The 18,585-nt window shown below is 65.4% G+C and carries 12 protein-coding genes and 1 pseudogene; 7 read left to right on the top strand and 6 right to left on the bottom strand.

What is annotated here, in order from left to right; translation table 11 throughout:
- Positions 1-82 precede the first annotated feature (82 nt).
- Entirely contained in the window at positions 83-1,225 is a 1,143-nt protein-coding gene (locus tag KZ829_RS36660) for a tetratricopeptide repeat protein (protein WP_220148434.1), read from the top strand.
- 35 nt (positions 1,226-1,260) lie between these two features.
- Here KZ829_RS36660 and KZ829_RS36655 read toward each other — a convergent pair whose 3' ends face one another.
- Complete coding sequence (locus KZ829_RS36655; RefSeq protein WP_220148433.1) at positions 1,261-2,127, bottom strand: hypothetical protein; 867 nt, start codon at positions 2,125-2,127, stop codon at positions 1,261-1,263.
- Between the two features lie 111 nt (positions 2,128-2,238).
- On the opposite strand from KZ829_RS36655, the gene KZ829_RS36650 reads away from it, so the two are divergent.
- Positions 2,239-2,922, top strand: coding sequence for a TY-Chap2 family putative peptide chaperone (locus KZ829_RS36650; protein WP_220148432.1), 684 nt, complete (start codon positions 2,239-2,241; stop codon positions 2,920-2,922).
- A gap of 4 nt (positions 2,923-2,926) precedes the next feature.
- Here KZ829_RS36650 and KZ829_RS36645 read toward each other — a convergent pair whose 3' ends face one another.
- Both KZ829_RS36645 and KZ829_RS36640 read right to left on the bottom strand, forming a co-directional pair.
- Positions 2,927-3,592 (bottom strand): TY-Chap2 family putative peptide chaperone, encoded by a 666-nt coding sequence (locus KZ829_RS36645; RefSeq protein WP_220148431.1) that lies wholly within the window; start codon positions 3,590-3,592, stop codon positions 2,927-2,929.
- Between the two features lie 15 nt (positions 3,593-3,607).
- Positions 3,608-4,243, bottom strand: a complete 636-nt coding sequence (locus KZ829_RS36640) for a TY-Chap2 family putative peptide chaperone (protein ID WP_220148430.1) — start codon at positions 4,241-4,243, stop codon at positions 3,608-3,610.
- 110 nt (positions 4,244-4,353) lie between these two features.
- Here KZ829_RS36640 and KZ829_RS36635 point away from each other — a divergent pair, with 110 nt between their 5' ends.
- Positions 4,354-5,832, top strand: a complete 1,479-nt coding sequence (locus KZ829_RS36635; RefSeq protein WP_220148429.1) for an ADP-ribosylglycohydrolase family protein — start codon at positions 4,354-4,356, stop codon at positions 5,830-5,832.
- Between the two features lie 30 nt (positions 5,833-5,862).
- Here the strand turns inward: KZ829_RS36635 and KZ829_RS44270 are convergent, their stop codons facing one another.
- Together KZ829_RS44270 and KZ829_RS36630 are read right to left on the bottom strand one after the other, a co-directional pair.
- Positions 5,863-5,994 (bottom strand): hypothetical protein, encoded by a 132-nt coding sequence (locus KZ829_RS44270; RefSeq protein ID WP_281428331.1) that lies wholly within the window; start codon positions 5,992-5,994, stop codon positions 5,863-5,865.
- Between the two features lie 86 nt (positions 5,995-6,080).
- The gene (locus tag KZ829_RS36630) at positions 6,081-6,650 is read right to left on the bottom strand and encodes a transposase (RefSeq protein ID WP_308285819.1); all 570 of its coding nucleotides are present in this window, start codon (positions 6,648-6,650) and stop codon (positions 6,081-6,083) included.
- A gap of 35 nt (positions 6,651-6,685) precedes the next feature.
- On the opposite strand from KZ829_RS36630, the pseudogene KZ829_RS43585 reads away from it, so the two are divergent.
- Positions 6,686-6,892: pseudogene (locus KZ829_RS43585) on the top strand (hypothetical protein); the annotation flags it as partial.
- On the opposite strand, the gene proA reads toward KZ829_RS43585, so the two are convergent.
- Entirely contained in the window at positions 6,872-12,838 is a 5,967-nt protein-coding gene (proA, locus tag KZ829_RS36625) for an anti-phage protein ProA (protein ID WP_220148428.1), read from the bottom strand. The pseudogene KZ829_RS43585 and the gene proA sit on opposite strands and share 21 nt — an antisense overlap.
- Positions 12,839-12,988: 150 nt before the next feature.
- Between proA and KZ829_RS36620 the strand changes: the two genes are divergently transcribed.
- Genes KZ829_RS36620 through KZ829_RS36610 form a run of 3 tightly spaced genes read left to right on the top strand, consistent with a single transcriptional unit; the run spans position 12,989 to position 18,454 of the window.
- Positions 12,989-14,515 carry an ATP-binding protein gene (locus KZ829_RS36620; protein WP_220148427.1) on the top strand — a complete coding sequence of 509 codons (1,527 nt, stop codon included), beginning with the start codon at positions 12,989-12,991 and terminating at the stop codon, positions 14,513-14,515.
- The gene (locus KZ829_RS36615) at positions 14,512-15,495 is read left to right on the top strand and encodes a PD-(D/E)XK motif protein (protein ID WP_220148426.1); all 984 of its coding nucleotides are present in this window, start codon (positions 14,512-14,514) and stop codon (positions 15,493-15,495) included. Before KZ829_RS36620 ends, KZ829_RS36615 begins: the two co-directional genes overlap by 4 nt.
- Positions 15,488-18,454: a Z1 domain-containing protein gene (locus KZ829_RS36610; RefSeq protein ID WP_220148425.1), complete on the top strand. Its 2,967-nt coding sequence runs from the start codon at positions 15,488-15,490 to the stop codon at positions 18,452-18,454. Before KZ829_RS36615 ends, KZ829_RS36610 begins: the two co-directional genes overlap by 8 nt.
- The last annotated feature ends 131 nt before the right edge of the window (positions 18,455-18,585 follow it).

The following is an 18,585-nucleotide window of genomic DNA, read 5'->3' as shown; positions in this document are numbered from 1 at the left end:
CCGGCACGGCCGTACATCTGCCGTTTCACAGCTGGCCGCGGACCACCTCGAGTACGACGACATCCTGGAGGAACCCACCTCCGTGGACCCGCTGGACGAGCTGCGCGCCGAGGCCGGCCACGACCCGGAAGCCCGAGCCGACCTGGCCCGGGAACTGTCCAACCGCTCGCTGACCCTCGGCGAGCAGGACCGCGCCGACGAGGCGCTGACCTTCGCCGGTGAGGCGGTGATGCACTACCGGCACCTCGTCGCCCAGTCAGCCGAGGACCCCGACCACAGCCGGCACCTCGCCCAGGCGCTGTCCAACTGGGCGCTGGCGCTGGGCCGGCTCGAACGCCACGACGAGGCGCACGCCGCACTGACCGAGGCGGTCGCCATCCACCGCACGTCGGCCGACGACGGGCCCGGCCGTCAACATCTGGCGATCGCGCTCACCAACCTCGCTCACAACCACACCGAGCAGCGCTCCTGGGAGGACGCGATCGCCCCCGCCTGGGAGGCGGTCGCCCTCCTGCGCGGCCTGCTGCAGACCGGCGAAGGCGACGACACCACCCTCGGCCACCTGGGTGCCGCGCTCACCAACTGGTCCAATGCGCTGCGCGCCGCCGACCGGGGCGACGAGGCGAACGAGAAGCTGACCGAGGCGCTACAGGTGGCCCGCGAGCACAGCGGCCCCGCCTCCCTGGTGCAATATGCCCAACTGCTGCACAACCTCGGCGTCGACCGCGGCGACGACGGGGCGGTCGACGAGGCCGTCACACTGCTGAGCGAGGCGGAGTCCCTGCTGGCCGCCGCGGCCGAATCCGAGCCGGGATACCGCTGGATGGCCGCCCAGACCGGCTACGCGCTCGGCTTGCGGCTGGCCGAGGCGGAGCGGCCTCAACCCGCCCGCGACGCCTTCGACCGGGTGGTGCGGTGGCGGCGCCAGCTCGTCGCCGACGACCCCGACCGGTACCAGATCGACCTGGCCCGGGCGTTGCGCCAGCTGTCCTGCATGCACGAGAGTCTCGCCGACGACGCCGGCCAGATCGGCGATCGACAGGCACACGCCGCGGCGGCGTTGACGGCACAGGCGGAGGCGGTCACGTTGATGCGTGACCTGACCAGCCGTGAGCCGCAGCGTCGGGCCGAGTTCGCGGACACACTCCGCGACTACGCCGACCTGCTCGACACCGCAGACCGCCACGCGGATGCGGCAGCCGCCCGGGCCGAGGCCGAGCGCTGAACGAGGCCGCCTACTACGAGAGCGACTGCGACAGGTCAGCCTCGACGCCGAAGCTCTGATTCGCCGACGGTCTTGTAGACGCATTCTCCGGTCGGAGCGTGGCGGGCGTAGGCGGTCTTCACGTTCGCGTTCGGGTTCAGCACCAGATGTTCGGTGCGGTCGTCGGCGGGACGCTTGCGTACCAGGTCGACCAGGTATCCCGCGGACACGTTGCTGTTGATCAGCTTGTCGTGGTCCTGGTTGAGGTGGTCGAACCCGTAGTCCAGGCCCATCTCGATGACGATCGCGGCGGCGATCCGGCCCTCGCGGAAGTCGTCCAGGGTGGCGGATTCCAGCTGTCGGCGGCTCAGGATCGCCAGGTCAAAGTTCCCGCGGCGGCCGGCTTTCGCCTCCCGGGCCGTGGTTTCCGGCCATTCCTTGTGTACGGGCTGTGTCGAGTACCCGGTGTCCCCAATAGGCAGTAGATGGGCGAAGATCGGGTGTGCCGCGAGGATCCCGTACAGGCGTGCATGTAACGAATGTTCAACCCTGTGCAGGTACGGGAAGTCGATGAACTCCAGCACGAGCGAGTCGATGGCGACCTCGACCACCCGGCGCGCGCTGTCGAACCATTCATCGTCGACGTCGACGCCGATCAGCCTGGGCTCGCGTTTCGGTTGACCGGCGGGCGCCTCGTCGCCCCGTGGCCCGCGGTCGAAACCACCCAGACTCTCCAGCCAGGCCCTCAGCTCAGCGAGATCGTTCCGCTGGGCGACCTGCTCTTCGGTCACCTTCTGCCGAATGTCGAGCTCGTAAACGCTCTCGTAAATCGTCCTGCGATTCACTTCAGTGCAGATGTTGACAGTTTGGGTCTTGGAGCCGGTGCTGACGTACACCATCCGGCCCTGAACCTCGACAGCCACACGTCGACGGTAGGCCTTGCCATCAGGCCCGCTAGGGTCTTCGACCGATTACCCGACAGCGGCTTGGGCGGGCGAGAGCGCGCCAAACGAAGGCGCCAGCGACCTAGAATCATGATCGTGCTCGCCATGCGATTCATACTGACGCAATCCTGGTGGCTCGCCTGCCAGTTGATCCGCCGACACCCGAAGATACTGATCGTGGAGACGCACCCGGGTGGCGGCCAGTACGACTGCTTGACGCTCATTCACAACGGCCAGTCGGTGATCGACATCAACCGTGCGGGCAGCATCCACGTCAAGAACAGCTCAGACTCCAAACCGGTGACCTTCGAGGACCTGTTCGTCCACGACGACTCCGGGGAGGTCGTCACAGCGATCGAACGCGCGGCCGGGATGAGCTCACCGAGTTCCGCACCGCCGTCGACACCGGCCGTCCTCACCTACCGGGTTCTTGCACAGTTGATGGCGATCACTCTCAACGAGAAGCACCGCTGGGATGTACGCAACGAGAGGCTCGACTCGAGCGGCATGGGTGGGGGCGCTGCACGAGGTTACCTCGCCGATTACCCGGTGGCGGCCGCACGTGCTCGCGAGAAACGGCCGGATGATCTGCTCGGCGACCCGCTGTACAGGTACTGGGGTGTGCTGCGAGACGGCAAGCCGGTCGCTGTGCTGGACACCGACGGCTTCGCGTACGTAGCGCAGCAGGTGTTGTACCTACCGGAAATCTACTCAGCCTCGTCCCGGCGCCTGACGCCGCTAATGGCGGCCACACTCGGTCCCCTGCTGCCGTAACTGATCACAGCAGGCGAGCAAAGATTGCGGCCACGGTACGACGCAGGTTCCTGCCGTGCTGCGCGTAGACGGTCGGTAGGTGAAATATCGACTCTCCGACGTAGGCGTACCCCTCGGTGTCAAGAACGGCCAGCTCTCTGTCGTCATAGGTCCGTAGCAACCAGAACCGGCCCGGCTCCGGCCGCTGCGGGTCCACCGTGCGATCGCGCTCCCAGACCTGCGGAAAATGAGCAAGCAGCCCGAGGTGGTGCCGGACGTCCCGCGGGCTGATCGTCTTACGGTTGTGGACCGTCATCGCGGCGACCACGGCGGCTGCCCGATAGGTGAGGGTACGAGGGGTGGCCGCAGGTGTCCGATCCGGGCCGGCGAGCCCGGCCTCTGTTTCCACATCCCGACTGAACTTCGCAAGCGGCCCGGCGAGCATCTGATGCAACGGCCACGTCACTTCGGCAATCATGATCTGCGACGCACCGACGTCGACGTTGACGTACACCCGGGACGGGGCATCGGCGTCAGCGATTCCGATCGCCTGGGGCGGCGACGCACTGCCCTCGCCCTCACGGACGACCAGGCGGTCCGGGTGTCGCCGGGCAACCGCGGACAACAGTCGCCACGCGAGGGCGTACCGATGCGCTTCGGTCATCTCGAACCGGTCGTCCCCGACATTCATCAGCAGTCCCCGCCGTCACAGGATCGGATGGAACACCGTGGCCATGGTGCGCTGCAGGTTTTCGTTCGCGCGCGCGTACACGGTCGGCAGGTCGTACCGGGATCGCCCCACATAGGCGAACCCATCCATGTCGACCGCCGCGTTCTCCCCCAGCAACCAGCACTGACCCCATGGCGGATCGCTAGGTATCAATGGAAACCCGCTGAGCTTCGTGAGATCGAAGCGGGCGTCGCCGGCCCAGATGGGATCATCCCGGTGGGCTGTCGCCAGCGCCACTTCGGCGGCAACGCGATACACCAGCGCTTGCGTGTTCATCGCCTTGGCCAAGGGCCGACTCGGCAGGCCGGCCTCCGACTCGATCTTCTGGATGAGAAGATAACCGCTCTGCAGGAGCAGCTGATGCAGCGGCCAAACTCTGGTCCCCCCACCCGCGCGCTCGACAAAGATCTTCGGCTTCTTGTGGCGGCTGATGTAGACACAGCACGAGCCGTCGGGCCGTTCCAGATTCAGGACGTCAACGAACATGAAGCCGGAAACATCATCGTACTGACGGACGCTGAGCGAAGAATGACGCCGAACCATCTCCGCCGCCAGCCACCACGACAGGGCATGCCTGTACCCGAAGCTCAGGTGGATCGGATCTTCCGACATCATCATGAGTGTAGGAAGAGCACGGGCGCCGTTCTCCTGAATCAGTAAACGCCCAGCCATGGGTAGGGCACGATCTCGGGTGTTGGTGTCCGCCGGCGAGGAGTTTCAAGATGCGGCTGGGTCTGAATGCGGTTCAAGGGGATCGCGCTGCGGGGGTTCTGCTCGGTGCCGCCTGCGGCGACGCGCTCGGTGTTCCCTACGAGTTCGAGACCCGCACGCTCGACGGCGATCCACGCATGCTCGGCGGCGGCCTCGGCAACTACGCACCCGGCGAATACAGCGACGACACCCAGATGGCGGTCTGTATCGCGGAGGTCGCGGCGACCGGCGCCGATCTTCGGACGCCAGAGGCCCTGGACCAGATCGCCCGGAACTTCGTCACCTGGCGGACCGACGGCGCGACCGACATCGGCAACCAGACGGCCACCGTCCTCGGCCGCGTGCAGGGCCTTCCCGATGCCGGGCTGGGTTCCGCGATGACCGAGGCGGCCGCCGCGCTGCACCGGCGAACCGGGCACACCGCGGGTAATGGGTCGCTCATGAGGACCGCGCCGGTCGCGCTCGCCCACCTCAACGACCCGCGCGATCTGGCCGAGGCCGCACGGGCGATCAGCGACCTCACCCACTTCGATCCGCTTGCGGGCGACGCCTGCGTGATCTGGTGCGAGGCCATCAGGCATGCGGTGCTCGAAGGCACCTTCGCCGGGATGGATACCGGCCTGGAGCTGATTCCGGAAGAGCGCCGTGATCAGTGGGCGTCCTGGCTGGAGGAGGCGCGGCAGCACCCGCCGAACCACTTCCGCAACAACGGCTTCGTCGTCGCCGCTCTGCAAGCCGCCTGGTCCGCGATCAACCGCACCCCGATGCCGGAGCAGGACGATCCGGCACGCAAGATCTTCCGCTGCGACCACTTCCGCAACGGGCTGTACGCCGCGGTCCGCGCCGGAAACGACACCGACACCGTGGCGGCCATCGCCGGTGCCCTGCTCGGCGCGCGATGGGGCACCTCCGGCATACCCCTGCAGTGGCAGCGCCTGGTGCACGGCTGGGGCGGGCACCGGTCCGCCGACCTGATCCGGATGGCGCTGCTCACCACAGGCGGTGGACGGGCCGACCGGGTGGGCTGGCCCGGCTGTGACCAGATGATGCCGCCGATCGACCAGCCCCTGATGACCGTGCACCCGGATGACGACGGCGTGGTCCTCGGCAACCTACTGACCGACGCCGTCGAAAGCGGCGTCGACGCGGTCGTGTCATTGTGTCGCGTCGGGCGGCGGCAGTTCGCGAACGTGCCGGCCGAGAATCAGGTCCAGGTCTGGCTCGTCGACCAGCCAGGCGCGAACGCGAACACCGCGTTCGCGCTGGACCAGGCCGCGCGCATGGTCGTACAGATGCGCGACGAGGGGCACAAGGTGCTGCTGCACTGTGCCGCCGGGCAGAGTCGCACGCCGGCAGTCGGTGCCCGGTACGCCATGCTGCGCGCCGGGCGCAGCGGGGCGACCGCGCTCGGCGAGATGCGCACCCTGCTGGCCGACCACGGCTACCTGGTCAACAGCGAACTCAGAAGCGTCGTAGAAGCCTTCGGCTGAGCACGCATCGGCAGCAAAGGGACATGGCGGTCAGAATCCCATGTCTTCCAGGCTGGACCCGGCAAACTTCGTGGGCTTCGTGTAGGCGCTCGCCGAGGCCTTGCCCTCTTTGATGTTCCGCGCAGCCTCCATCAGGCCAGCAATATCGCTTTCATCATACATCGCGACGTTCTGTGCATCCTTGGGTGCCTTCGTAGCCCGGATGTGGTTGTCGTAGTACGCGAGGTTGAATGGTCAGGGTGAGTTGATCAAGGTGGCTGAGGTAGGACTGCCAGGCCGGTCTCGGCGAGGAACGCGTCCAGCAGGGCGGGCCGGTACTGCAGGCTCTTGAGCCGGCTGCGCACGATCGCAGCGAGTTGGGTGATCGTGCACGCGACGAGGTTGCCGATCCCGCGTTTGATGTGTGACCAGACGCCCTCGGCCGGGTTCAGCTCCGGGGCATAGCCGGGCAGTTGCACGACGGTCAACCAGTCGCGAGCAATGACGAACGCTCGCATCACCGCGCTGACGTGGTGGTTGAGGTTGTCCCAGATCAAGATGATCGGAGCACGGAGCTGGGCGTGTACCGCGCACAGCAGCCGCATGTAGTCGGCCTCGCCGAACCCTTTCGCCTCGTTCCTGCGGCCGTGGTAGACGTGGATCCGGTAAAACAACCGGGTTCGCAAACCTGGCCGGATCACCAGGACCGCGGCCATCGACACCCGCCCGGAACCCTTGCCGGTCACCGACACGACCGGGGTTCGCCCCCGCCGCGACCACGTCCGCGCCTTCGGCGGCCGCAGCGGCTGCCCGGCCTCGTCCTCGAAACAGATCCACACCCGAACGGGACAGGCTCACCCTGACCTTTCAACCTCAGTACCTGGCCAAAGACCGCCTCGCCATCACCGGCGCCCGCTGGAGCCTGCCCGGCGCCGAAGCCGTCCTCCTACTCCGAGCCGTGATCACCAACGGCGACTTCGACGCCTACTGGAAGTTCCACCTCCAGCAAGAACACCAACGCACCCAAGCCTGCGCGTACCCTGCCGAACTAGGACAAGTGTCAGGCCTCAACATGATATGAGCCGTCGTCCTCTCTGATCAGGGCTCCGGTAACCTGGCCGACTTCCAACCCGTACCGGAGCAGCCGATCTATCTTCTCCGTCATGCGGCGATACCCAAGCAGTTCCAGAGTTGAACGCAGCAGGTCCGACTCCCCCATCCCCGCCCGCGCCGCCAACGCGCTGTAGGCAGCGTTCGCGATCTCCTCCGGTGCGATGTCCTCAATTGCACGGTCCGTACTCTGGACGGTACGGCGGTATCCGCGCCAGGATTGGGCGTCAAGTTCAGGCGGCCAGGCGAAGACGCCGGCCTTGCTGCTTCGAAACAGTTCCGGATCGGCCAGGGCAAGAATGGCCGCGCGTCGGTCGGCGTGCGCCTTGGTAAACCCGAACCGGGCCAGCACCAGCCGCGCCAGCCGCTGCTGTTCCACCGGGCCCTCAGCCGCGATCACTTGGTCGATCGCGGCACGAACAGCGGCCCGGATGGCCGGGCTGCTGTCGATGAGATCGACGTCGCCGCGCTGACCCAACGGTGTCGGCGAGTACGGCACGAAGTCCGACCACCCGGAGCCCGAGATGACCGGCATTACCGAAGGTTCCTCGCCCCAGGACTGCAGTAGCGGATCGGATTGTGATCCGACCTCGTCCGGCAGAGGGGCTTCCACGGCGAAATGCTCGCCTGTCGTAGGCGGAAAAGCTTCGACGTCGATGGGCGGCGAATCCTGCGACTCAATGGCAGAGGGTGCTTCCTCCATGCGAGGAAGGCTCTCGGCAGCGGCACGATCGACCGCGCCTCCGATGGCGTCGAGAACCTGTGAACGGTCACGGATCCATGCCGGCAACCAGAACCGCACCACCTCCGGCCATCCCATGATGGCACTCAGGAGACCCGGTGCGTCGTCCCTATCGGCCACCGTGGGACGCCGGCCCCACTGCGGGCTGTCCAGCATCACCGCGACCTGCCAACGCGCGGCCCCGGCAGCACGAACGGCGATGTCGACGGTGAAATCCGACAGCCCGTGACAGGTGGTGACCTCGAACCCCCGCTCCTCGAGAGCGGCGGCCACCTCTTCCCGGATCCGATCGCGATTGTGTCGCCGGGTGGTGGACAGATCTCCGAGGCTCTCCACCCCGGCGGCGGCCATCTCGCAGTACGCCCGTAGATGCTGAGTGCCCACCGACGAGGTCCGGGCCAGGTCAATGTCGGCCGGGTCGAACGAGGCGAAGAGGACGACCTGCCTACGTGCCCGGGTGATCGCGACGTTGAATCGCCGCTCGCCGCCGGCTCGGCTCAGCGGGCCGAGATTCAGCGGCAGTCGACCGGTTTCCGGATCGGTGGAGAAGGCTAGCGAAAACAGGATGACATCGCGTTCGTCACCCTGAACGTTCTCGAGGTTCTTGACGAAGATCGGCTCACGTCGGCTGTCGGACATCATGTCGCGGATCAACGGGTCAGTGCTCTCCTCGAGCATGTTCAGGATCAGGTCCCGTTGCGGGAGGTTGAAGGTGACGACGCCGATCGAGGAAGCCTGGGTCGTCGGGGCACGCAGCCGCCGGGAGATCTCCGCGACAATCTCGCGCGCCTCGACCTCATTGGTCCGCCTGCCACCACGCTCGTATCGGCCGTGGACTCTCCGCCAGTGGACACCCGCGGTCTTGGCCGCACCGGGTGACGGCATGCTGGAAAGTTTGCTGCCGTAGTAGTAACGATTCGAGAATGCGATCAGTGACTCGTCATGGCTACGGTAATGCCAGGAAAGCCAGCGCTGCGGCAGGCCCGACTCCACGGCCTCGCTGAGGATGCTGTCGAGATCCTCGGGAACCAGATCCTCCTCGGCCGTGTGATCGTCATCAGCACCCGAGGCCTGCGTGATGGACGTCGGTGGCATCTGCCGTGAGTCTCCCACGATGACGACCGACCGCCCTCGCCCCATGGCCCCGATCGCCTCCGGCACCGTGATCTGTGACGCCTCGTCAAAGATCACGATGTCGAACCGGGCTGCGGCCGGCGCCAAGAAGGTAGCCGCCGATGCCGGGCTGACCAGAACACACGGCGTCAAGGACAGGACCACATCGGAGTATTCGGTGAAGAGTTCCCGGAACGACCTTCCACCACGCTTGCGGCGCAGCTCGGTGGCCAGCTCCGCGACCCGGCCACGGCGTTCGCCCGGCTGAAACGGCCGGCGTTCCACCAGCATCGACGGCAGGTGCTCCGGCAGCACAGCGCGCAACTTCGCGGCGGCCTTCTGGAACTGCGTAATCTCGTTGTCGTGCACATCCGGATCGAAGTACTCGAGGTCTCCCGCCCGTAGTCGTTCCGCCAGGGCGGTCACAGCTACACCACGCCGGTACGCGTGTTCGGCCGCATCCGCCGGGATCTCGGCCCGCAACAACTGCTCGCGGAACACACCGAGACCCGTGTGAGTCAACGAATCCGTATTGACCAGCACGGCCGCCCAGCGGTGCGGGGCCAGAAGACCATCACGACCCAGATCTGACTGCCACGTCGCCCCGTCCCGCTGCCACGACTCGAACCAGCCCAGCTCGCCGGCCCAGAGGGCGAAGTCCGCATGGCCGCTGTGGAGCGCCGTCTGCCACGCCGTCCAGTTGGTGAGCACATGGTGGAACAGGTGCGCAGCGTCCGGGCCGGAGCCTGCGGCGAGAACGTTCCATACGTCCGGGTGCTCAAGAAGCAGCGCACGGCCTGTCACCACTGCCTGATGGGCGACCGACAGTTGCGCTTCCGCCTGATACACCTCGGCCGGCCAGCCGGGCGGCAGCCGAAGCCCGCCGAGTCCTTCCGCATGGGTTCGCAGAAAATCGAGCCGATCTAGCATCAACAACAGTCGCGTGATGACCTGTGCGATCTGATCGGCATCCACCGCCACACCCGGGTGGGTGAACGGTGCCAGACGATCCGCGACGCGCTGCAACGCTTTGCGTTTGCCGAGGAACCGCTTGGCCGCGCTGTGTGCCTCCGCCAGCCACTCCGTGAGTTCCGGTACAGAGAAACGGCCGAGCTGAAACTCCCGCAACTCGTCATCATGATCCCGACGGAACTGCGCAAGGGCCGTGCGGAGCGCGGCGACCTGATCGTCCCAGCCGGGTTCGCACGCTCGCCGGGTGGCCGCGTAGCTCGGCAACTGACCTACCGCCGCCAGTCGCGCAGCTGGCTGAAACGCTGTCAGCGAGCCGGGCTCGCTGAGACGCCTGAGGCAGGCAGTAAGTTCTGGGCGGCTCGCCACCTCAGCGCGTACCTTCTCCAGTTCATTCGCTATGGCATGGAGCGTGGCGCGGTCGAGGGAATCGACGGTACGCGAACCGCTCAGAGCCCAGGGATGGTGGCGTCGCAGTTGGGCCGACTGTGCCACGGCCGCGAAATCCTGCAGGTCGCGCTCGACCTTCTCACGATCCGCGACGGGCACCTCCAGGAATCCGGGGGGCACCATCGCTGTAGCGCCGTCGCCGTAGACCAGGACGGACTCGAAGGCGGACCATGCCGTCAGCCCCGCGCCGTTACGTGTGTGGATTCGTTCCGGATAGCGAGCGAGCGCCGCGAGCTTAGCGCGGTAGCCGCCCTCTACCGCGGTCCAAGCGGTGTTGTCGCCTCGATCCGTCTGCTCCAGCGATTGGTGCAGCTGCTCCCGAATGGCATTCATCGACTGTGTTCGGCCATGCAGGTCGAGCGTGAACGGTGCCAGCCCGATCGAGGTAAGCCGGCTCTTGACCACTTCCAGGGCGGCCTGCTTCTCCGCCACGAACAACACCGACCGGCCACTGGTAATGGCGGTCGCGATGAGGTTGGTGATCGTTTGGGATTTGCCCGTACCGGGTGGACCTTCGAGCACGAACGAGTAGCCGCGCTCGGCCGTGACGATGGCCCGCATCTGTGATCCGTCCGCCGGGATCGGAAGATGCAGCCGGCTCTCGTCGACGATGACCTCGGCCGGGTCGCCGAGAGGGTCGTCGAAGGTGGCCCCGGTCGATTCCACCAGATGACGGACGACCGGGCTCGCCATGAAGACCGGCCAATGATCCCGCATGTCACGCCAGAGCTGGACGGTGGAGAACTGCAGCAGACGCAGACTCGCGATCTCGTCCACGCGGTAGTTCAACCGGTTCCGGACCAGATGCTCCCGGATCGCTGTCAGAGTCCTGGGGATGTCCAGCCCGAACTCGTCACGGATCGGGCGCTCCAGTTCGGCGATCTGCACACCGTGCCGGACACGCAGCCACTCGACCAAGCACTGATTGGCCGACGCGATCTGCGAACCGTCGATGACCAAGTTGTACGCGAGACGGCCGGTACCGCCTTCGATCCGTACCGGCAGCAGGAACAACGGTGCGTGCGCTTCGCCTCCCCTCGCCTTGGGATGGACCATGGTGCCGATGGTCAGGTAGAGGTAATTGCCACCGGTCTCCTGCTCCATCGTGCGGGCGTCACGCTGGAGACCACGCATGACGGTGCGGTAGCGCTTCTCGTCCACCGCGCCGAAGATCCGGCGATCGTCCCGGAGCTGCCGGGTGATCACCTCCGGATCGAGATGCGCAGCACGTCGTGCACGGGCCAGCTCCTCAAGGTGGCTGATCTGGTCCTGAGGCACGATCTCCAGACGCTTGCCGGCGTGAATGATGTCGTCGAGCAGTGCCAGCGCTCCCGCGGGCACGTGCAGGTCGAGTCCCTTACCTCGCGCCGGAAGGCTCAGCAGCGGGTTGCGAAGGCTGAGGTCGAGCAGCGAACGCTTCCATTGCTGGATTCGGAGCGGAGAGTAGTCCCGTTCCTCCGGCACCGCCTCATCGGCCGTATGTTCCTCGGCCCATGCCCTCGCCGCGCCGGGCGGAAGGTCGATCGAGGGCCGGGTGCGTGAGGCCGAATCCGCATGCGGCACATGTGGTGGCGGCATCGGGTCCTGAGCGGGCAGGGGGCGTACACCATTGCGATGGGCCTGATGGATGTCGACGGCACCGAGTACCCGGGAGCGGCCGTCGCGGAAGTGGCCGACACCCGCCTGCACCGCCGCCGGAAAGTCCAGCGACGTCGCTCCGGGTCCCACTGCGGTCAGCTCGACCGGAACAGCCCGGCCGGATTCAACCATCGAGATAAGGAAATTTTCCTCCGCCATCACAGTCGTCGGAAGGTGGTGTTCTGAGGCGAGGAAGCCGGCGATCGCATGCCCTTTGAACAGCCATATCAACGGCCTCAGCCCGGCCTGTTCAAGGCAGGCGGCATACGTGACGGACAGGTCGATGCAGTTACCGAGGCGGCCATCCAGTACCACTGCCGTAGTCCGGATCTTTTGGCCGCTGTTCTCGAACGATGCCGGCAGATCTCGACAGTGGATTCCTGCCTGTCGAAGCGCCTCGTAGACCGCGCCCGCGATGTAGGCGGCCCGGCCCATTCCGCTCTGGTACCCGTCTATCGAACCCGATCCGGTGGTCGCGACCAGGATCTGCGCGGCCGAGCGCAGAATGGCGTCGACCGCCGCCATGTTGGGCTGTACGAAGGCGGCCAGCGAGTCGAACAGCAGCGGATTGTTGAACCACTCGTCATGGGCGAGAGCGAGCGAGGGAATCCTCGCTACAAGATCCGGATGTCCGTGACGAGCAACATTGAGCCGGTAATCAACCGGAAAAGCCTCATTCGCACTACGGAGGACGCCGATGTCCGGATTGAGCGAGGCGAAGTCGTCCCAGCCCACCGGGATACCTGGGAGAACCCTGGGAACAACAACCTGCCACGGCTGGCTGAGTGGTCCAGCCGGACCTTCGATGTCGAGCCGCACCTCGAGCTGCTCAGCAGCCTCCGACCCCAGGTTCTCGATCACCAACTGACGAACAACCGGAACCCGGTTGTGTACCAATGCCAGGTTGATGGCTGGTTGCACGAACAGATGTACGGCAAGCCCGCGAGCTTCCAGCCTCACCGGCTCGAAAACGCCACTATTCACGCCGGTTCCTTTCTCCGACATGGCGGGACTCACACAGCGTGACCCACCAGGAACGCCCCCGAAGCGATATCGGTGTTGCCCGGCACGGCTCCGGCAACTCGATGTATCAGGCCCGACCGCTGATTTGGCCAACCCGGGCCAGCACGCTGGACCTGCACCTACAGTCATTTTGTGAGCTCGATTCGCGTCGAGGACGACGTCCTGGAACGAAAGATCCTCGAACCCGACCCCGGTCTGGTGAAGAGCCTGGGCACTCATCACACCATCGAATCGGCCATCGCGGACCTCATCGACAACAGCATCGACGCGAGCGCCACCCGGGTTCTCGTTCGTTTCGACACCGATCACGGGCAACCCATCGGCTTACGCATCGTGGACGACGGCCGGGGTATGGACGGCCCACAGGCGGACGAAGCGATGCGTCTCGGGCGGCAACGCGAGTACAGCAACCAAGATCAGGGCCACTTCGGCATCGGATTGAAGGCGGCGTCGTTCAGTCACGCCGACACGCTGACTCTGGCCACTCGACCGGCATCCGGCAAGACGCATTGCCGCCGGCTTCGGCGCAACGACGTGCAACGCGACTACGGCTGTGACGTGATCGATCCCGCTACGGTTCGGGACGGTCTGCAAGCCATGCTGGAACGGATCGGCGGCACCACCGGAACCGTGGTGCACTGGGCTGACACCCGGTTCCCGCAGACTTCACACGCCGGGCTCACCCATTGGTTGGAAGAAACCAAGACACGGCTTCGCCTGCACCTAGGTCTGATCTACCACCGTCTACTCGACTCCCGCCGCCTGCGGATCGACCTGGATGTATTCGACATCGCGCAAGGGCGCGCAGGTATCCCGGAACCGATCACGCCTATCGACCCGTTCGGGCATCGCGCCACAGCGATCGACAGCTATCCGAGAACACTGACCGCCACCATCGGCCGCCGTTCCGTCGATCTGACCTGCCACATTCTCCCGACGAAGCTGAGCGGTCCCGAATTCCGCCTCTATGGCCGGGACGGTGCCGAGTTCCAGGGCTTCTACCTCTACCGCAGTGATCGCCTGTTGCAGGCGGGTGGCTGGAACCACGTGACCGCCAGCCACAAGGATCGTGCCCTCGCCCGTGTCGTCATCGACGACTTCGGTGCGGTGGCCGACCTGATCCGGTTGAACCCGGAGAAGAGCGGAGTCCTGTTCACGCACGAGTTCCAAACAGCCATCGCACACGCCGTACACGACCACCGCGGCGTGCAAAGCACATTCACCGACTATCTGACCCATGCCGAATCGGTCCTGACCGAATCCCGGCGCCGGCAGCACCGCCGCCGGCCAATGGCTGAGCCCTCCAAGGGCTTGCACGAGGAGGTCCGGCGTGTCATCCGCGCCGAGGTACCGCTACGCGTCGAGGAAGGCCCGGTAGAGATCCGCTGGAACTCGATGGCCCCGGAGAAGTTCTTCGAACTCGACCGCGCAGCACGGGTGATCAACCTGAACAAGCAATACCGGACAGCACTGACCGGCGGGAACACCGGTTTGAGCGACGCACCGCTGGTGAAGACGCTGATGTTCCTGCTGACCGAGGATCTTTTCAAGGGCAGCGTATGGGGGCCGCGCGACAAAGACCTGCTGGAGGTGTGGTCGGCGATTCTGGCCGCCGCCATCCGTGCCGAGTCCCGCTATCGCGATAACGGGTCGCGATGATCACTCCAGCCCGGGACCGGCATCTGTCCCGCGACGGGCTCGCCGACTACGTGGCTCGTGTACCCGCGGCCATCGCGGTGCCGGGTGAACCGTCCTGCCGGATCGACTTCGAGCCGCAGCGGCACGAACTGTCGTTGCGCACGCCTTACCAGGGCACGGACGCTCCCGACGTCGCGCGCTACGAGAACGTCCGCACGTCCGTCGTTGACGATGCCGGAAGCCTCTGGGCTGAAATCGTCGTCCGGTACGACGACAACGAGTACGAGGCATATCTGCTGATCAGCGACATCGCCGACCTGATCCAGCAGGACGGCCTGCCGTTCCCGGCCGCCGTCGACACGGCGCTGTCCACTTTTGGCGCGTTGCTGACACGGGCCGGGGCCCTGTCCGCCGAGAGACAGATCGGTCTCTACGGCGAAATGATCTTCCTGGAATCATGCATCCGGCAGCTCGGCCCGGCCACAGCCGTCGAATCATGGAAAGGCCACGCCGCTAACGAACACGACTTCGTCTTCCAGACCTTCACCTGCGAAATCAAGACCACCCGCACCGAACGCCGCAGGCACACCATCAGCGGCCTGGACCAACTCGATCCCGTTCCCGGCGCGCCTCTGTGGCTGATCTCGGTGCAAATCACCACAGCCACCAGCGTGAGCGGCCGCAGTCTGGCGCAACTGGTCGACGATGTGAGGGCTGCGACGGGGCCGGCGGCTCCCACCCTCGGCCAGGCTCTCGGCCTGGCGGGCTGGCGCGAGCGGGATCGCTCGCTCTACCGGGAACCCTGGCGACTGCGCGCTTTACCGGCCGCTTTCCCGGTGAACAACGACTTCCCGTCGCTCAACCGCCAAATGATCAAGAGCGCCTGTCCACGACCCGAGCTGATCGTCGGCGCGACCTACACGGTCGATCTGACGAACCTGACTCCAGGGACGCCACCGGCGCCGGCACACTCTTTCATCACGGGAGACCACCATGGCTGACCTGAACTCCGCTCTCCTGTCCGCGGTCAGCGGTCTCCGGAATTCCGGGCCGATGCCCCTGATGGGGCCCTTGAACGGCTTCCGGTGGCCGGACACTCCGCTGACCACCAACGAACTGTTCGCCTTTCTCGAGGCCCACAACCAGCAGGACAACAAGGCCGTACGCGAACTCGCGATCACGCTGGCCGAATGGGACTTCGCCAAAAACCCGCCCTGGGACCAGCCCATTATGACCGATCCCCGCACGGTGCAACGCCGCCGCCGGATCTACGACCTACTCGACCTTCCCCAACCTGTGGTCGACCGGCTCGATCACATCGCGCCGGTCTCGGCCATGCGCCCTACCGTGATCAGCGAGAAGTGGAACCCATGGTACGACAGCGATCGACAGAGCAGGTGGTCGTTTTACTGGCCCCACTACCGTGACTACCTGCTACACAAACGAGGCTGGCCGGCCGACTCGGTGGCTGCACTCGATCAGGCGACTACCGATATCGTCGGCCGTATCTCGGACCCGGCATCCGAGCACCAGTACCAGAGCAAGGGCCTGGTCGTCGGCTATGTGCAGAGCGGCAAGACCGCCAACTTCACGGGCGTCATCGCCAAAGCGATCGATGCCGGATACCGGCTCATCATCGTGATGACCGGAACAATCGAACTCCTACGGTCGCAGACTCAGCGACGATTGGACCGGGAACTGGTCGGCCGGGAGAACCTGGTCCGCGGCATCAAGAGCGAGGCGTCGACCGACTTCGACTATGCCGGGGACGACGACTGGCTCAACAAGAACTTCGTGGAGCACGGCGAAGACTTCGAGGCCAAGGGCTATCCCGTCATCAAGCGGCTGACCCTGCTCAATGACGACTACATGCGGCTCAAGCACGGCCTGACCAGCATGGAACTGCATCGCAGCGATCCCGGTAAGCCGTTCTATGATCCGGCCAATCTCAAAACCGCTGACGTACGGCTCGTCGTGGTGAAGAAGAACGACAAAGTGCTGCAGAAGCTGGCTGACGATCTCGCGCCGCTCAAGCAGGCCCTCAACGAACTGCCCGCACTGATCATCGACGACGAGTCGGATCTGGCCTCCATCAATACCAGGAATCCGAGGAAGAGCCCGGAACGTACCGCGATCAACAAGGCCATTACGGGCCTACTCGAACGCCTACCCCGGGCCCAGCTCGTGATGTACACCGCCACGCCTTTCGCCAACTTCTTCGTCGACCCCGAGGACGCCAGCGACATCTTCCCGAAGAACTTCGTCATCGCGCTGGATCGGCCCGCGCAGTACATGGGTGTCGCCGACTTCCACGACGTCGATTGGAACAGCGAGGACGATAAGAACGATCCGGCCACATCCAACGAGGTCGCCTACATCCGGCGGGTAGGACCCCCGCCGGACGACGACTCGACGAACTCCGACGACGAACGCCGCCAGGAAATCCGTGCCGCAATAGACGCATTCCTGCTGGCCGGCGCCATCAAGTTGTACCGCGAGCAGCATCACTCGGTGCGCTACCGCCACCACACCATGATGATTCACGAAGCGACCAAGACCGCCGAGCACAGCAAGATGGCCGGGTTGGTTCGCGAGGTGTGGAAGGAGGCGTCGTTCAGCTCGCCGGAGGCACTGGACCGGTTGCAGCAGCTCTGGGAACAGGACTTCGAACCGGTCTGCCGGGCCCGAGCCGGTGAGTTCCCGGTCCCGGGCTCCTTCGACGAACTGATCGAGCCACTCGGAATGGCCCTCAGCAGGATCACCGCGGTAGGTGACGCGGTGATGGTCGTGAACAGCGAGATCGAGGCCGAGAAATACGCCCTTGATTTCGACCGCGACAGCGTATGGCGCATCCTCATCGGCGGCGCGAAACTCAGTCGCGGCTTCACCGTCGAAGGACTGACCGTCTCCTTCTACACGCGAAAGGCGCTTCAGGGCGACACCATGATGCAGGCCGGCCGGTGGTTCGGCTTCCGGCCGGGCTATCGGGACCTGGTCCGGTTGTTCATCCGGCGTGACCCACACGACGCTGACAAACGTGTCGACCTCTATGAGGCATTCGAAGGACTCATGCGGGACGAGATGGCCTTCCGCGAAAGACTGCGGGAGTACGAGGACATTCTGGAACCGTGGCAGGTGCCGCCGATCGTCAGCCAGCACCTGCCGTACCTACGGCCAGCTGCACCGAACAAGATGTTCAACGCGATAGTCCATACGATGGGCGATTCGGGCCGGCTCAAGGACTACTACGGCCCGGCCGACGACGATCGCGGCCGCCGCGCCAACTACGAAGCACTACTGCCTCTTCTCGCCGCAGCGACAGCGGAGAGAACGTTCGTGTCAGCGCGAAGCCGACACGAACCTGAGCTTCGGTCATACTTCAAGGCGCGAGTCGGGACCGTTGATGGCGAAGCGTTCATCGAGGCGCTGACGGCTTTGCGCTGGCATCCGAACGCACTCAAGGTCGTCGACCCGGTCATCAACTTCTACCGGGACAGGGTCAGGCGCGGGCAGATCGAGGACATGCTGGTGGTCTGGCCGACTCTGACCAAGGGCGCCGATCGCACGCTCCCGGGCCTTGGTGAGCGTCAGATCATCACCCGCATGCGCCGCCGCGACCGCTCCGACTTTTCCGGCAGCGACCCGAAACACCGTGCCGCATTGGAACGAATCTCCGGCATGACGACCAAAGTCGATGATCCCGTTGCCGACCAACTGCGTCATCCTCGTGGCCACCGCGGCGCGCTGCTGGTTTACGTCACCGCCGAGCCACCAGAAGCCGCGGTTGCGGAGAACCTTGATCCAACCAACCTCGTAGTCCTGACCTCACTGGTCGCACCGGCTACCGCCACCCCTGCCGGGAAACCAGTGATCGAGTGGACAGTCAAAGGCCCAAAGGGGGAGGCCACCGTCGATATATCTGCAACAAAAGGGAAACCAATTCGGCCTCCGGGACTGTAAAAAGAACGGCTCTGGCGCAGAAACGGTGGTCGGCCTATGCGAGCAGGATTCGGTGCCGTAGCAGGTCGAAACCGGCACGGCCGTACATCTGCCGTTTCAGGAACTTGACCTTGGTGTTGGCGCCCTCGATC

This window comes from Actinoplanes hulinensis, assembly GCF_019429605.1.
In the GTDB taxonomy this organism is placed as follows: Bacteria; Actinomycetota; Actinomycetes; order Mycobacteriales; family Micromonosporaceae; genus Actinoplanes; species Actinoplanes campanulatus.
This window is presented reverse-complemented; position numbering and strand designations above follow the sequence as displayed.

Excerpts from the sequence above, each read along its gene's own strand:
- KZ829_RS36650 (WP_220148432.1), top strand. The coding sequence starts at position 2,239 with ATGATCGTGCTCGCCATGCGATTCATACTGACGCAATCCTGGTGGCTC.
- KZ829_RS36645 (WP_220148431.1), bottom strand. The coding sequence starts at position 3,592 with ATGAATGTCGGGGACGACCGGTTCGAGATGACCGAAGCGCATCGGTAC.
- KZ829_RS36640 (WP_220148430.1), bottom strand. The coding sequence starts at position 4,243 with ATGTCGGAAGATCCGATCCACCTGAGCTTCGGGTACAGGCATGCCCTG.
- KZ829_RS36635 (WP_220148429.1), top strand. The coding sequence starts at position 4,354 with ATGCGGCTGGGTCTGAATGCGGTTCAAGGGGATCGCGCTGCGGGGGTT.
- KZ829_RS44270 (WP_281428331.1), bottom strand. The coding sequence starts at position 5,994 with ATGTATGATGAAAGCGATATTGCTGGCCTGATGGAGGCTGCGCGGAAC.
- proA (WP_220148428.1), bottom strand. The coding sequence starts at position 12,838 with ATGTCGGAGAAAGGAACCGGCGTGAATAGTGGCGTTTTCGAGCCGGTG.
- KZ829_RS36615 (WP_220148426.1), top strand. The coding sequence starts at position 14,512 with ATGATCACTCCAGCCCGGGACCGGCATCTGTCCCGCGACGGGCTCGCC.
- KZ829_RS36610 (WP_220148425.1), top strand. The coding sequence starts at position 15,488 with ATGGCTGACCTGAACTCCGCTCTCCTGTCCGCGGTCAGCGGTCTCCGG.